The following is a 15,658-nucleotide window of genomic DNA, read 5'->3' on the forward strand; positions in this document are numbered from 1 at the left end:
AGATGTATTAGCTTTGCAGGGAGCCGGATGCGGGAAAGCTGCACGTCCGGTTCTGAGAGGGGTAAGCCCCGTAAGGGACTTACCTACTTACCAAACTTCTCTGAATTTTCCTATAGAACAAAAACCCTCCGGGGGATGCGCACTGCGGCGTATGAGGTAGATGTCGCACTGCGACCGCCGCAGGCGCGAGTTTCGCAAGCGAAACTCTTTGTTCTATACCGCAGAGTGCATCTCATCATGGGATGCCTTTAGGTATATCACATTTTAGAGATTCCCCGCATAATATAAAGGAAGGCTGCGCAGGATATCATCCGGGAACGCCAATGGCTTTCGGGGGCCGGGTGCAGCGAGTTTCCGAGAATGCTTTTGAGGGAAAAAGGGAGGTTATCACATGAAGAATTTTTTCAAAAGTCTGCCGTTTCGGCTTCTTCTGGGAGTTGCGGCAGGAATCATCATCGGGCAGATTGCTAATGAGACCGCAATGAACGTGGTCGTGACCATCAAATATATTTTAGGACAGCTGATCACATTCTGCGTTCCGCTGATCGTGATCGGCTTTATTGCCCCGTCCATTACAAAGCTGGGAAATAACGCCTCTCGGATCCTGGGAGTTGCGGTCGTATGTGCGTATGTTTCGTCCATATTGGCGGCATTTCTGTCCATGGCGGCTGGGTACGGCCTGATCCCGTACCTTTCCATCGCGTCCGATGTGGAGGGATTGAAGGAATTGCCGGAGGTGGTATTCCAGCTTGATATTCCGCAGATCATGCCAGTCATGAGCGCTCTGGTATTTTCCGTTCTGGTGGGGCTGGCCGCGACCTGGACGAAGGCTTCCGCGACCACCCGGCTGCTGGATGAATTTCAGAAGATCGTGCTGGAGATCGTAAAGCGGGTCGTGATTCCGCTGCTTCCCGTATTTATCGCATTTACCTTCTGCTCCCTGTCCTATGAAGGGACGATCACGAAGCAGCTCCCGGTATTCATCAAGGTCGTACTGATCGTAATGGCAGGACATTTTATCTGGATGGCAGTGCTCTATACGGCGGGCGGGATTTATTCCGGAAAAAATCCATTCCATGTGATCCGGAATTACGGCCCGGCCTATATCACTGCGGTGGGAACCATGTCCTCTGCGGCCACACTGGCGGTTGCGTTGAACTGCGCGAAAAAATCAGAGCCCACCCTTCGGGACGACATGGTGGACTTTGGGATTCCGCTGTTTGCCAATATCCATCTCTGCGGTTCTGTATTGACCGAGGTATTCTTCGTCATGACCGTATCCAAGATTCTGTACGGCACGATCCCGCCGGTAGGGACCATGCTTTTGTTCTGCCTGCTGCTGGGGGTATTCGCCATCGGGGCGCCCGGCGTGCCGGGAGGAACGGTCATGGCATCCCTGGGGCTGATCACAGGCGTACTTGGATTTGACGAGACAGGCACTGCGCTGATGCTGACAATCTTCGCGCTGCAGGACAGCTTCGGTACTGCCTGCAACGTGACTGGAGACGGGGCGCTGACCATGCTCCTGACTGGATATGTGGAGCGGCACAAGATCGAGAAGCAGGAGATCCGGATTGATTTTTAAGCAGGACGGTATATCGCCGCATTCATTACCCGATCCTTACTACTTGAGGGCATACTGTAATACATGCGATGGATGTACGGTTTATAATAATTCCGAATTCTGCAGGGTAGGATTGAAGGCATCCTGGATGGTGCGGATGGGCCGGTCGTCCAGGACATAATTCAAAGGGAGCTGCCGGGGCGACATTCCTGTCATATTTTTGAACACCCGGTTAAAATGCCGTATGGTGTCGAATCCGCACCGTGCGGAAATCTCCGTGATGGAGAGGTCTGACTTCTGATCCTGGAGCAGTTCCACCGCATGCTTTAACTTGACGGAATTTAGATACTGGGAAAAGGTCATGCCGGATATTTTACGGAAGAACTTTGAAAAATAGGGTTCCGAGAGCCCCATAAATGCGGCTGCATCAGAAAAGGTGATGTAGCTGTATTTATTTTCAATCTCATCCAGCAGGCGTTTATAGTGGGAAATGGAAGAGCCTTCGCCTGCTCCTGTCTTTTCTGTCAGCACTTCTCCCCGGAAGATCCGGATCATCAGGGAAGCAATGGATTCACAGCATTGGAGCTCAAAAAAGGGCCGGCGCTCTTCTAATTCCCGGCGAATTCCCTCCAGACACTCCGAAATGTCATACGGATGTGCAAGCTTTGCCTGGCGGAGCTGGTATCTGCCCAGCAGATCCTGTATGATGGCGGAATCAAACAGTGCCATTTCCACGACGCTGTCCTCTTCGCTTTTGATATAATGGACCTCCCCGCTGCCCAGAAAGACCGCGTCTCCGGAAACCAGACGGTACTTCTGGTGGTTGTTGGAGACCGTGATGGTCCCCTGCTCTATGTAGATCAGTTCACTTTCCAGGTGCCAGTGGGGGAGGTTGTGGAGGTTCCGGTAACGGCCGGTCCACACCCGTTCCCTGCCTTCATAATTTCTTTTTTCAAAATTTGCTAACATAAGAGATCCTTCTTTCGAACATTTCCTTTTATAATTTGTCATCAATTTCCGCGGGAAATTGATGACCTGTCTGCGCTTCAGCGCAATTCATTATATTTTATCTCAAAGATTAATAAATGTCCATAATTGGATAACTATTTTCTTTCCAAATTTCCCATTTTACAGTATACTATATCTAACAAAACAATTTAGAAAGCCTGCCGCCGGCAGTCTTTCTGCATACGATGGTATTCAGAGCGGCAGGGATTCTCTGCAGCGGATACCGTAGGTGTGAACAGTAATGATTTTTGTTGCGGGAAAGGAGAAATCAGACTATGGACAAAATGAAAACAGCAGAGGTCATCCGCGCGGGTAAGACCATTTTGGGGATCGAATTTGGTTCTACACGGATCAAGGCCGTTCTGGTGGATACGGACAATGCCCCCATCGCATCCGGAGGGCATGACTGGGAGAACCGGTTTGAAGACAACATTTGGACCTATTCCATGGAGGATATATGGGAAGGACTGAAGGACTGCTACGGAAAGCTGAAAGAGGATGTGAAAAGCCAGTACGGCGTGTCGCTGACGAAGGTGGGAAGCATCGGATTCAGCGGCATGATGCACGGCTATCTTCCATTTGACGGGGAGGGAAGGCTTCTGGCGCCATTTCGGACCTGGAGAAATACCATTACCGGAGAGGCTTCGGACAGGCTTTCCGAAGTGTTCCGCTTCCACATCCCCCAGCGCTGGAGTATCGCCCATTTGTATCAGGCGATCCTGAATGGGGAGGAGCATGTGAAGGATATCCGCTTCCTGACGACGCTGGCAGGCTATATCCACTGGAAACTGACCGGGGAAAAGGTGATCGGGATCGGAGAGGCTGCCGGCATGTTCCCCATTGATTCCGACGCAAAGGATTTTCACGCAGGGATGCTGGGGCAGTTTGATGAGCTGGTTCGTGATAAGGCATTCCCATGGAAGGCCGGGGAAATTCTTCCCAAGGTGCTGGTGGCAGGAGACCGTGCAGGGACCTTGACAGAGGAGGGAGCGCGCCTCCTGGATCCCAGTGGAGAGCTGGAGGCAGGGATTCCTCTGTGCCCGCCGGAGGGAGACGCGGGAACCGGAATGGCAGCCACCAACAGCGTGGCGGTCCGTACCGGAAATGTATCCGCAGGGACCAGCGTATTTGCAATGGCGGTTCTGGAAAAAGCGCTGTCCAGACCTTATGAGGAGATCGACATGGTGACCACGCCGACAGGCGACCCGGTAGCCATGGTCCACTGCAACAACTGTACTTCGGACCTGAATGCCTGGGTGAACCTGTTTCAGGAATGTCTGGAAGCGTTCGGCGCGGGGGTGGACATGAATACCCTGTTCGGAACACTTTACAATAAGGCTCTGGAAGGAGACCCGGACTGCGGCGGACTGCTGGCATACAACTATTTTTCAGGGGAGCACATCACCGGGTTCGAAGAGGGGCGGCCGCTCTTTGCGCGCAGACCGGACAGCAAGTTCAATCTGGCGAATTTTATGCGGGTACATCTCTTTACTTCCCTGGGAGCTTTGAAGACGGGCATGGACATCCTGACCAAGGAGGAGCATGTGCAGCTGGATAAAATGCTTGGACACGGCGGGCTGTTCAAGACCAGAGGCGTGGGACAGAGTATCATGGCAGCGGCCATCAACACCCCGGTTTTTGTGATGGAGACAGCCGGAGAAGGCGGCGCGTGGGGGATGGCGCTTCTGGCGTCCTATATGAAGAACAAGGAAGAGGGCGAGACTCTTGCGGACTATCTGGCGCAGAAGGTATTCCACGGAGAAGAGGGCGAAAGCATTTCCCCGGATGCGGGAGACGCGGCCGGATTCGAGGAGTTCATGGCGCGCTATAAAGCAGGGCTTCCCATTGAACGGGCGGCGGTAGAGAGCCTGCGGTGACAGGAGACGCATAGTTGCGGCGTTCGGGGCAGATCGGTACAGTGCTGTGCCGCCTGCGTGGAGAGGATGTGTATTTCAGGGCACGGCGGAAGGGCTCTGAGTGCCGGCAGAAAAAAGGAAGGAGACAAAAATAAGATGTTGGAGCAGTTAAAGGAACAGGTCTATGAGGCGAATATGCTTCTGCCGAAATACGGGCTTGTCACGTTTACGTGGGGAAATGTCAGCGCCATTGACCGGGAATCCGGGCTGTTTGTTATCAAGCCCAGCGGTGTGGAGTATGACCGGCTTACCCCGGAGGATATGGTGGTGGTGGACCTGGAAGGAAATAAGGTGGAGGGAAAATATAATCCGTCCTCCGATACCCCGACGCACCGGATTCTGTATAACCGTTTTCCGGATGTGGGCGGGATCGTACATACCCATTCGTCCTGGGCTACAAGCTGGGCGCAGGCGGGGCGGGATATACCCTGCTACGGGACAACCCATGCGGACTATATTTACGGGGAGGTTCCCTGTGTCCGCAATCTGACAAAGGAAGAGATCGAGGAAGCCTACGAGCTGAATACCGGGATTCTGATCGCCGATGAGTTTGAACGCAGGAATAAGGACTATCTGGCGGTTCCGGCGGTGCTCTGCAAGAATCACGGGCCCTTTACCTGGGGGAAGGATGCCCATGAGGCGGTCCACAATGCGGTGGTGCTGGAGGAAGTGGCGAAGATGGCGTTCCGCTGCGAGCATCTCAACCCGGACATCGCTCCGGCGCCCCAGGAGCTGCAGGACAAGCATTATTACCGGAAGCATGGGGCGAATGCGTATTACGGACAGAGCGCGCGGCAGAATTAAAACATAGAACTCACAGTATAGCAGATCATGATCATTCAGGAGGGAATTTTATCATGGAACAGAAAACGTATCAATTTTGGTTTTGCACCGGTTCACAGGATCTTTACGGGGATGAATGCCTTGCCAATGTGGCGGAGCATTCCCGCGTCATCGTAGATGCCCTCAATGCATCCGGCCAGCTGCCGTATGAGGTGGTGTGGAAGCCGACCCTGATCACAAATGAACTGATCCGCAAGACCTTCAACGAGGCCAATACGGATGAAAACTGCGCCGGGGTCATTACCTGGATGCACACCTTTTCGCCGGCCAAATCCTGGATCCTGGGACTCCAGGAATACCGGAAGCCGTTGCTGCACCTGCATACCCAGTTTAACCGGGAGATCCCCTATGACACCATTGATATGGATTTCATGAACGAGAACCAGTCCGCCCACGGAGACCGGGAGTACGGCCACATTTTCAGCCGCCTGGGCATGGAGCGGAAGGTGGTGGTCGGATTCTGGGACGAGGAAGAGGTCCAGAAGAAGATCGGCTCCTGGATGCGCACGGCAGTGGGTGTGATTGAGAGCAGCCATGTGCGGGTCATGCGGATTGCGGACAATATGCGTAACGTGGCGGTTACCGAGGGAGACAAGGTAGAGGCGCAGATCAAATTCGGCTGGGAAGTGGATGCGTATCCGGTCAATGAGATCGTGGAAGCGGTGAATGCGGTTTCCCAGGCGGACATCCATGCGCTTGTAGAGGAATATTACAGCAGATACGAGATTCTTCTGGAGGGCAGGGATGAAAAGGAATTCCGTGAGCATGTGGCAGTCCAGGCTGGGATCGAGATCGGATTTGAACGCTTTCTGAGAGAAAAGAATTACCAGGCCATCGTGACTCATTTCGGGGATCTGGGCGGACTCCGGCAGCTTCCCGGTCTGGCTATCCAGCGGCTGATGGAAAAGGGCTACGGCTTCGGCGGCGAGGGAGACTGGAAGACGGCTGCTATGGTGCGCGTTATGAAGATCATGACCCAGGGCATGAAGGACGCCAAGGGAACCTCCTTCATGGAGGATTATACCTACAACCTGGTTCCGGGAAAGGAAGGCATCCTGCAGGCCCATATGCTGGAGGTCTGCCCCAGTATTGCGGAGGGATCCATCAGCATCAAGGAACAGCCGCTGTCCATGGGAGACAGGGAAGACCCGGCGCGTCTGGTATTTACCGCAAAGACAGGCCCTGCGGTGGCAGCCTCGCTGATCGATCTGGGAGATCGGTTCCGTCTCATCATCAATGATGTGGACTGTAAAAAGGTGGAAAAACCGATGCCCAAGCTTCCGGTAGCGACTGCGTTCTGGACACCCCAGCCGGATCTTAAGACCGGGGCGGAGGCGTGGATCCTGGCGGGAGGCGCGCACCATACAGCATTCTCCTTCGACCTGACGGCGGAGCAGATGGGCGACTGGGCGGATGCCATGGGAATCGAAGCGGTCTTTATTGACAAGGATACGACAATCCGCCAGTTCAAGAATGAACTGCGGTGGAACGCACTGGCATATCGGAAATAACAACAGGCATAATCATCTAAAAAAAGCTGTCAGCAGCAGTCACTTCCATGTTTCAGGCATATGGAAGGACCGGTGCTGTCAGCTTTTGTTCAGGGGGGGATGGACGCGGTTCTGACTATGGTGATTTTTTCAGATTTTTGTCTGAAATGTTTTGTAATTTTGTGAGTTTTCCTTATTGAATATCCGTTTCTTCTTTCATATAATAGAACCCGTGCAATTTTTTTGAAGGAAAAAAGATGTGCAGAGTCTAATGTCTGAACAACAAAGGGATTCCGCGCGTTATATGAAAAGGAGGATGGCTATGAAAACATTGCAGCAAGACATGACGACAGGAAATCCGGCAAAAACGATTTTGAACTTTACATTTCCTATTTTTATCGGAAATGTATTTCAGCAGTTTTATAATATGGCGGACACGATTATCGTAGGAAAGTTCGTAGGGACGAAGGCTCTGGCAGCGGTGGGAAGCACAGGTACGATCATGTTTTTGATCATTGGGTTCGTGCTGGGCATGACCGCAGGGTTTACGGTGCTGACGGCCCAGAAGTTCGGCGCGGGGGATATGAAGGCCATGCGTCAGACAGTAGGCGGTGCGGCGGTTCTCTCCGTGCTGGTGTCGGTTGTGCTGACGGTGCTGAGCATGGCATTTATGAAGCCGCTGCTCAGGTTCATGCAGACACCCTCCGATATTTTTGCGGATGCATATGCCTATATCATGATCATCTGCGGGGGGATTTTTGCGCAGATGCTGTATAACCTTCTGGCATGTGTTTTGCGCGCCCTTGGAAACAGCCGGATCCCGCTGTATTTCCTGATCTTGTCCGCAATCCTGAATATTGGGCTGGATCTGCTGCTGATCGTGGGATTCGGGTTGGGAGCGGCCGGGGCAGCTTATGCGACGGTGGCGGCCCAGGGCGTATCCGGACTGCTCTGTCTGCTTTATATTGTGAAGAAGGTTCCGCTTCTGCATTTGGAGAAGGAGGACTGGAGACCCAGGCATTCCCTACTGAAAATGCAGCTGGGGGTGGGCTTTCCGATGGCGCTGCAGTATTCCATTACGGCAGTAGGGACCATGATGGTACAGACTTCGCTGAATATGCTGGGTTCCACTGCGGTAGCGGCATTTACCGCGGCAAGCAAGATCGAGCAGGTGGTGACCCAGGCTTATGTGGCTCTGGGAACGACGATGGCGACCTACTGCGCGCAGAACATCGGCGCAGGCAAGGTGCTCCGGATCCGCAAGGGATTCCGGGCGGCGACGCTGATCTCCGCAGTGTATTCCGTGGTGGTCGGGGCATGGATCCTGACCGGAGGAAAGTATATGACCTATCTGTTCCTGTCGGAAAATGTGACAGAGGTGCTGGGGCTGGTGGGAATCTATCTGAGATGTGCCGGGATCTTTTTCATTCCGCTGGCGGTGGTCAATATTTACCGGAACGGAATCCAGGGCATGGGATATGGCCTGCTGCCCATGACGGCAGGGATCGTAGAGCTTGCCGCAAGAGGGATCACCGCCTGGATCGCTTCCGGGCAGAGGAGTTACGCGGGAGTCTGCTTCGCGGGACCGGCAGCCTGGGTGAGCGCGGGCTTGCTGCTGATCGGGATGTACTGGTATATCATGAAGCATGATATGAAGAAGTTCATGGCATTGCATCCACAGCGGGAGGAAGAGCAGACGGAAGTGAAAAAGCACAGGAAACAGAAAAAGGGCAGGAAGCTGCCCGTATGCTATTAGAAAGGCTGCCGCGGCAGGGAGATATGGCTCTCTGCCGCGGCAGCTTTTCTATGATATTTACGGCCGATGAAATCTGCTGTGAGTATTACGCCAGCCGCGGCTATGTCCCTATCTGATCCAGCGAACGGAAGGTATATCCCATCTCTTCCCATTTGGTGAGAAGCTCATCCAGGATCTGGGCGTTCGTCGAAGAGGTGCTGTGGAGCAGCACGACGGCGCCCGGATGGATTCGGCCGAGCAGCTTTTCGAAGGCTTCTTCCTTAGACGGCTGCTGATCCTGATACCAGTCTACATAGGCCAGACTCCAGAAAAAGGTCTGGTATCCCAGATCCTTTGCCATCTGCAGATTGCTCTCGCTGTATTTCCCCTGGGGCGGACGGTAGAATTTTACCATCAGTTCTCCTATGACCTCCTGGTAGGCATCCTCCACGTCTTTTAACTCCTTTTCAAAGGCCTCCTTGGACGCAATCTGCGACATATCGGGATGATGATATGTATGGTTTCCGACGGTATGCCCCTCCTGGACCATCCGCTTGATCAGATCCTGGTTGGAGGTGATATAGGTTCCCACCACAAAAAAAGTGGCCGGAGCGCTGTGCTTTTTCAGGGCGTCCAGTATGGCCGGAGTATTTCCGTTTTCAAATCCGGCATCGAAGGTGAGATAGAGGACCTTATCCTGGGTAATGTCCGCATAATAAGCATTGTATTTTTTCAATTCCTCCGCGCTGGCGTTGGCCACAGGTGGCTGCCCGTCCTGCTGGAAGCTTAAGCCCCAGTTCCCCTCGGAGGCCTCGGCTATATGGCTTTGGGCGATGGTTTCCAGAGCGTCTTTCTGTGTAAAATGCTCCTGCAGCCGGGCCGTAAAATGTCCGGCAAGGAACGCTGCGGCAAAGAGCAGGAACAGCTTTCCGATGTAGAGGATCAATGCTTTGGTGTTCGGATCAAGGGCATCCTCATTTCTGATATTCATAAATAGTTCCTGTATTCATTTTTACTCTATTCTATTCTCGGGCGGAGAAAAGTATGTGCATAGGGGGAAGAGAATGGCAGACCTCAGACCGTCTGCCGTTCTCAGGGCTTACGAAAAGTATTTTTCTTTGATGAGGGGGATGGGCATCTCCTGTCCGGTCCACAAGCGGAAGGATTCCGCACCCTGGTACATCAGCATATACAGCCCGTTGAAGGTCCGGCATCCGGCTTCACGGGCGGTTCGAAGCAGCAGGGTCTCCCTGGGATTGTAGATGACGTCGGACACCACCAGATCTTTGCGGAACATGGTCGGATCTGTGATAATGGACCGGTCTGTGGCCGGAGCCATGCCGACGGAGGTTCCGTTGGTCAGGATGTAACTGTCGCCGATCTCACGGCGCAGAATGGATTCGTCGTCAAAATCATAGAGACGGACTTTACAGTCTGTGCGCTCGTTTAACTGATCTACGATCTTTTCTGCCCTCGGATAAAATGCATCGTGGATGCTGAACACGGAAATCTCGGAAAGTCCGTCCAGCGCTGCCTGCACCAGAATGGCAGTGGCGGCGCCGCCTGCTCCCATCAAGGTCATTTTTTTTCCGGCCAGGTCGTGGCCGGCATCTCGGGCCGCCTGCATATATCCGATCCCGTCTGTGGTATGACCGGTGAGTATACCGTCCTCATTGACCACGGTATTCACCGCGCCGGAGATCTCAGCGGCAGGGGACAGCCTGTCGCAGAGCGTACACATCAGGTTTTTGTCCGGCATGGTCAGGTTGAAACCGCGGACATTCAGGGCGCGCAGCCCTTCGACCGCGGTTTCCAGCTTGTCCGTGCCTACGTCAAAGGCAAGATAGACATAATCCAGCCCGAGCTGTTCAAATGCTTCATTGTGCATCATCGGAGAGATGCTGTGTGCGACCGGGCTTCCCAGAAGCCCGGTCAATCCGGTGTGTCCTGTGATCTGTTTCATGATCCTGTACTCCTTTTTTGAAATTATGATCCCTGTTTCTGATATTTTATAATAGAAAGAAGTCCGCAGAACATATATTTGAAAATCCCTTTTGGTGCAGAACTGCGTACTTCTATACTTTAAAGTGAAAAAGAACGTTTGTCAACTGTTTTTAGAGAAGCTGGAAAATAACAAAAAAGTTGTGGATAAAACAGAAAAAGATTAGAAAGTGGTTTTTTGATAAGATTTGTAGATATTGCACAAAATATAGTGAATACAAAAAAAGATGTTGACATTATTTAATAATAGCGGTATATTTAAAACGATAAATCATATATAAGATATATAACATATTAAAGAGATGTATGATTTAAAAGGTGTACACTGAAAAAGAGAAAAGGAGTGATCGAATGAACAGGGAAGAGATGTGCAGATGGTGCCGCATCCCAGCGGAACAGCTGGTAAATCATCCGGAGTCAAAGATTCAATTAAAAGTCTATGATGACAAGAATGAGGTTTCTGTCGTGACGGGAAATATGATGGCAGAGGAGGTGATTGAGAATAACAAAGCCGGAAAACCGACAAAATGGATATTACCGGCAGGTCCGATGGGACAGTATCGTTATTTTGCGGATCGTGTGAACACGGAACGGATCAGCCTGAAAAATGTGTATGTATTTCACATGGACGACTTTCTGGACTGGCAGGGGAGGCCATTTCCAGAAATAGACAATTATTACAGCCTGAAAGCAAACATGATAAATGGTTTTTATGGACTGATCGATGAGGAACTGAACATACCGGAAGAAAACAGATTTTTCCCGAGTATTTATGACATTGACGCGATCGATAAGAAAATTGAAGAACTTGGAGGGGTAGATACAGTATACGGAGGTCTGGGATACAGAGGACTTGTCGCTTTCTGTGAAGCACCCGATTCCTCTTATTACGATATTACAGTAGAAGAATATGCAAATTCAAAGACCAGGATCGTACATCTGAATGCGGACACGCTGATTTCCCTGAGCGAGCGGGATATCGGAGGGTTTGTACAGATCGTTCCGCCAATGGCGGTTACAATCGGCTTTAAGTCTATGCTGTCGGCAAAGAAAGCGGTGTTCATGGTAACAACCGGAAGCTGGAAGCAGACCTCGGTCAGAGTATTGATGTTCAGTGAACCTACGGTAGAATATCCGGCAACCCTTTTTCCGAAATATGTTCCGAAAGTGATCGTCCTGGCAGATACGAATACCACACAGCCCCCGCTGACAGATGAGATTTATGCGGAGGACGGCAAATAGATTGGGAGGAGTAAGATGAGTAAAATACCAGAAATCGTTGTTGTAAACGGACATGGACTCGGGGAATACTGTGATGTAAAACGGATTCCAAAGCCCGGAGAAACCTGTACAGCCTATAACAGAAGAGCGGCCATGGATGCGGGAAAGGGCACAAATGTCGCTTGCGCGATCGGCCGTCTGGGAGGTAGCGTGGCATTCGTCGCCAAATGCGGTGCGGACCAGTGCGGAGAGCTTGGATTCCAATGGCTTGGAGACTCGAATGTAGATACTTCCTACTATTGGCTGGACCCTTCTATCGAATCCTGCCTGGGACTTTGCGTCATTGCGGAAAACGGGGAAAATCTTCTGCTTGATTTTGATGATGACCTTCACGCGATCCAGCCGGATGAGGTGGACCGTGTGATTAGGAAACTCAAAGGCGCGAAATATCTGGCATCCGGATTTGCCCAGTCCGTGGAATCCGGCCTGACGGCGTGCAAGACAGGGAAAGAGCTTGGGATGTTCACCCTTCTGAATCCAAGCCCGCTGAGAGATGGATTAAAGCTTCCGGAGATGCCCTATGTGGATGTCCTGTGTGTAAACGAAGGAGAATCCTATGAATTGTCAGGAACAGATCCAGATGAAAACATTGGCTGGGAAGCACTCGGCAGGAAGCTTCTGGAGCAGTATCAATGCAAAGCAGTCGTCATGACACTAGGGGCTTTTGGCTCTGCGGGGATTACAGCGGACGATGCCTGGATCTGTCCGCCTGTAAAAGTAAATATGGTGGATGAGACAGGCGCGGGGGACGGATTTCTCGCGGCCGTGACCTATTGCCTGAGCTGTAAAAAGACCTTGAAAGAGGCAATGGAATGGGCCAATGTCTATGCCGCGTATACGGTAACAAAATCCGGTTCTCTGGAATTTTATCCATGGAAAAAAGAAATACCGGAAATCTTCCGGGAGCTTGGAAGAGAAGACCTTGTTTTTTAAATGATATATGAGAAAAGCCAGTTATGAATCATGGCAGAATGGAGAAGAAAATGGCGAAATATTTTAACGGAATTATTTCCGAACCAATGATTTCATACAATGAGGACCAGACAATTGATTTTGAGACAACTGCACAGATATTCAGAAATCTTGCGCAAAGAGGCGCTTCCGGACTTTTCGTCAATGGATTTGGGGATGAGACCTATTCTCTTTCCCTGGAAGAGCGGATTGAAATCGTAAAATGTGCGCAGGAAGCAGTAAAGGGAACAGACTGCATGGTAGTCGCAGTGGTGCTGGCGACCTGCCTGCGGGACGCAATGTGGCTTGTCAGGGAATATGAGAAGCTGGATGTGAAGGCAATGTCCATATCTCTGCCGCCGTTCTATACCATGACGCAGGAGGCCGCGCATCAATATCTGGCAGACCAGCTTGCGGCGACGGATATTCCGATGATCGTATTCAACTGCCGGGAAATGGACGAGCTTGTGACACCGGAGATGCTGGGACACCTTGCCCATGAATATCCGAATTTCAGAGGATACAAGGATGCAACCAGAGATATCATTCATTTGAATCAGTGCATTGACGCGCTGGACGACCTGAAAGAGGATTTCAGCATTATTTCCGGATCAGACGCGACATTATTTACACATATGGCGATGGGGGCATCCGCGTCAGTCAGCTTCCTGAGCGTTCCGTTCCTGGATCAGATGAAAGACATTTATGATTATTTTAAGGCTGGAGAGTATGAAAAAGCATGGCAGTCACAGAGAATTGTATTGAAGCTGCGTTCCTTTATGCAGCAGTTCCCGGATTCGGCGGCATATATCTATGCGATGAAATATACGGCAGGCATTCCTGTAAAGGGAACCAGGCATCCGGAGGATATGCTTTACATTCCGGAGGAAGAGCTGAGAAGATTTGATCAGATGGTAGAAGATTTCGGCATTGCCAAAAGGCAGTGATGGAGGAAGGATATGGGACATATTCCAAAAATAGTTTGTATCAATGGAAACGGGATCGGTCAGTATTGTGATGTGGCGCGGATCCCAAGAAAGGGGGAGACCGCAATCCCCAAGAATCTGCGTTATGCGCAGGACTCTGGCAAAGGCGTGAACAATGCGATCGTAATCGGCAGGCTGGGCGGAGATGTGGCTTACATCGGGAAAGCGGGAAAGGATGAAGGCGGCACTCTCAATGAAAGCTGGCTGAAAGCCTCTGGAGTCAATACGGAGCATTTCTGGCTTCAGGAAGGGATCCAGACAAGCTTGGGGCTCATTCTTCTGGCAGAGTCCGGGGAAAATATGATCATCAATTTTGATTCGCCCGGAAGCGACCTGACCATGGAGGAGGCGATTCCCCATGTGGAAGCGCTCCAGGGCGCGGAATATCTGATCACTGGTTTTGAGATTCCCATTGATGTGGCATTGAAAAGCGCGGAGACCGGGCAGAGGCTCGGGATGAAGGTATTTCTGAATCCAAGCCCCATTGAATCCGCGGAGGAGCTCCCGGAGATTCCATATGTGGATACCATGTGCGTCAATGAAACAGAGGCGGCTCTGTTGTCCGGCGCGGAAGAAACAGAGGACTGGCTGGAGACTGCAAAATTATTATGTGAGAAATACAAAGTAAAAAATACGATCATAACACTGGGCGGAGACGGCGCCTGTGCATGGGGAGAACGAGGCTCCGGCAAAGTCCTGGGGATCCCAGTAAAGCTTGTAGATGAATCCGGGGCAGGAGACGCGTTTCTGGCAGTGGTCGTGCAGAATCTGGTCTGGGGAAAGAAGATTCAGGAAGCGCTGGAGTACGCAAATCAGTATTGCGCATGGCTCGTACAAAAAGAAGGAACGGAAGGATGCCTCGGCAAATATCTCTGGCTGGATGAGATGAAGGAGGTACTGGAGTGGGGCGGCAAAGGAACGCTTTAAGGAGTCAGGAAGGAGAATAACATATATGAAAATTTCTTTTTTTACTGCAAGCATGCATAGATATCCGATTGAAAAATCTTTTGAGATCGCTTCCAAATTCGGTTATGACGGTATGGAGATCTGGGGAGGAAGGCCCCACGCTTACGCGCCGGATATGCGTCCGGAGGACATTGAAAAGATCAACCTTCTTTCCGAAAAATATCACCTTCCGATTGTTTCCTTCGAGCCGGATATGGCCAATCTGCTCTGGAGAGACCAGAGGTGGATTGATGAAAGCATGGAATATTTTAAGCAGTGTATTGATCTGTGCAAGGCGATCCACTGTCCCTATATGGTCATGGCCGCCCTTCAGGCCAGCTATGAATATTCAACGGATGAGGACTGGGCACAGTTTATCAAATATGTAAAGGAACTGGCAGATTACTCGGAATCCATCGACGGCGTGACCATGATCCTGGAAACCGTGACTCCATGGGAAGGGAATATTCTGATCCGATCCGATGACGTAGTCCGGGCAATGAAAGAGATCCATTCACCGAAGGTAAAAGCAATGCTGGATCTGGCAGCGCCTCTTACGGTGGGAGAACCGGCTTCCCAGTATTTTGATAAACTGGGAAAAGAACTGGTGCACATTCACCTGGTGGACTGCAAGAAAGACATTGAGGATCATCTGATCTTGGGGGATGGTGAGCTGCCTGTGGAGGAGGTCCTTACGATGATCGACTCTTATGGATATGACGGCTACTGCTCCGTAGAGCTTTTTGATGAATACAGGACAGATCCGATCCTCTACAATCTGAAAGCCATCCGGGCTATCCGGACAGCGCTTCAAAATGTAGGTCTTGAGCAAGGGAAAAATATTGTATGAAAAAGCGATACGGGAATTGCCCGCATTAAAAATCTGCTTTGCGGATGGCGGGCAAGGAGGCAATCAATTTGCTGCGCGAATTGATTAC

Annotated in this window: 14 protein-coding genes; 11 read left to right on the forward strand and 3 right to left on the reverse strand. The window is 51.3% G+C overall.

What is annotated here, in order from left to right:
* The first annotated feature begins 391 nt into the window (after positions 1-391).
* Positions 392-1,585 carry a dicarboxylate/amino acid:cation symporter gene (locus ACTOY7_RS09290; protein WP_482671952.1) on the forward strand — a complete coding sequence of 398 codons (1,194 nt, stop codon included), beginning with the start codon at positions 392-394 and terminating at the stop codon, positions 1,583-1,585.
* A gap of 81 nt (positions 1,586-1,666) precedes the next feature.
* Here ACTOY7_RS09290 and ACTOY7_RS09295 read toward each other — a convergent pair whose 3' ends face one another.
* Positions 1,667-2,533, reverse strand: a complete 867-nt coding sequence (locus ACTOY7_RS09295) for a helix-turn-helix transcriptional regulator (protein WP_300885590.1) — start codon at positions 2,531-2,533, stop codon at positions 1,667-1,669.
* Between the two features lie 314 nt (positions 2,534-2,847).
* Between ACTOY7_RS09295 and ACTOY7_RS09300 the strand changes: the two genes are divergently transcribed.
* From ACTOY7_RS09300 to ACTOY7_RS09320, 5 genes are all read left to right on the forward strand, one after another.
* Positions 2,848-4,449, forward strand: coding sequence for a xylulokinase (locus ACTOY7_RS09300; protein WP_482672148.1), 1,602 nt, complete (start codon positions 2,848-2,850; stop codon positions 4,447-4,449).
* Between the two features lie 135 nt (positions 4,450-4,584).
* A complete protein-coding gene (locus tag ACTOY7_RS09305) occupies positions 4,585-5,292 on the forward strand; it encodes an L-ribulose-5-phosphate 4-epimerase (RefSeq protein ID WP_160281264.1) in 708 nt (235 codons plus the stop codon).
* 53 nt (positions 5,293-5,345) lie between these two features.
* Positions 5,346-6,842, forward strand: a complete 1,497-nt coding sequence (gene araA, locus ACTOY7_RS09310; RefSeq protein WP_482670926.1) for an L-arabinose isomerase — start codon at positions 5,346-5,348, stop codon at positions 6,840-6,842.
* Positions 6,843-7,143: 301 nt separating this feature from the next.
* Positions 7,144-8,577 carry an MATE family efflux transporter gene (locus ACTOY7_RS09315; RefSeq protein WP_482670925.1) on the forward strand — a complete coding sequence of 478 codons (1,434 nt, stop codon included), beginning with the start codon at positions 7,144-7,146 and terminating at the stop codon, positions 8,575-8,577.
* Positions 8,568-8,693, forward strand: a complete 126-nt coding sequence (locus tag ACTOY7_RS09320; protein WP_482672456.1) for a hypothetical protein — start codon at positions 8,568-8,570, stop codon at positions 8,691-8,693. Before ACTOY7_RS09315 ends, ACTOY7_RS09320 begins: the two co-directional genes overlap by 10 nt.
* On the opposite strand, the gene pdaA is transcribed toward ACTOY7_RS09320, so the two are convergent.
* Positions 8,678-9,547 carry a delta-lactam-biosynthetic de-N-acetylase gene (gene pdaA / locus ACTOY7_RS09325; RefSeq protein ID WP_482670924.1) on the reverse strand — a complete coding sequence of 290 codons (870 nt, stop codon included), beginning with the start codon at positions 9,545-9,547 and terminating at the stop codon, positions 8,678-8,680. The two genes, ACTOY7_RS09320 and pdaA, sit on opposite strands and share 16 nt — an antisense overlap.
* 108 nt (positions 9,548-9,655) lie before the next feature.
* Positions 9,656-10,519: a shikimate dehydrogenase gene (gene aroE / locus ACTOY7_RS09330; RefSeq protein ID WP_160281268.1), complete on the reverse strand. Its 864-nt coding sequence runs from the start codon at positions 10,517-10,519 to the stop codon at positions 9,656-9,658.
* A gap of 389 nt (positions 10,520-10,908) precedes the next feature.
* Between aroE and ACTOY7_RS09335 the strand changes: the two genes are divergently transcribed.
* From ACTOY7_RS09335 to ACTOY7_RS09355, 5 genes are read left to right on the forward strand one after another with little or no spacing between them, the layout of a single operon-like run.
* Positions 10,909-11,799 carry a 6-phosphogluconolactonase gene (locus ACTOY7_RS09335; RefSeq protein ID WP_160281269.1) on the forward strand — a complete coding sequence of 297 codons (891 nt, stop codon included), beginning with the start codon at positions 10,909-10,911 and terminating at the stop codon, positions 11,797-11,799.
* Between the two features lie 15 nt (positions 11,800-11,814).
* Positions 11,815-12,771, forward strand: coding sequence for a PfkB family carbohydrate kinase (locus tag ACTOY7_RS09340; RefSeq protein ID WP_160281270.1), 957 nt, complete (start codon positions 11,815-11,817; stop codon positions 12,769-12,771).
* Between the two features lie 23 nt (positions 12,772-12,794).
* Entirely contained in the window at positions 12,795-13,736 is a 942-nt protein-coding gene (locus ACTOY7_RS09345) for a dihydrodipicolinate synthase family protein (protein WP_300885053.1), read from the forward strand.
* 12 nt (positions 13,737-13,748) lie between these two features.
* The gene (locus tag ACTOY7_RS09350; RefSeq protein ID WP_482670923.1) at positions 13,749-14,702 is read left to right on the forward strand and encodes a PfkB family carbohydrate kinase; all 954 of its coding nucleotides are present in this window, start codon (positions 13,749-13,751) and stop codon (positions 14,700-14,702) included.
* A 25-nt stretch (positions 14,703-14,727) separates the two neighbouring features.
* Entirely contained in the window at positions 14,728-15,570 is an 843-nt protein-coding gene (locus ACTOY7_RS09355) for a TIM barrel protein (protein WP_160281273.1), read from the forward strand.
* Positions 15,571-15,658: the final 88 nt, after the last annotated feature.

It is taken from the genome of Schaedlerella sp., from assembly GCF_056796775.1.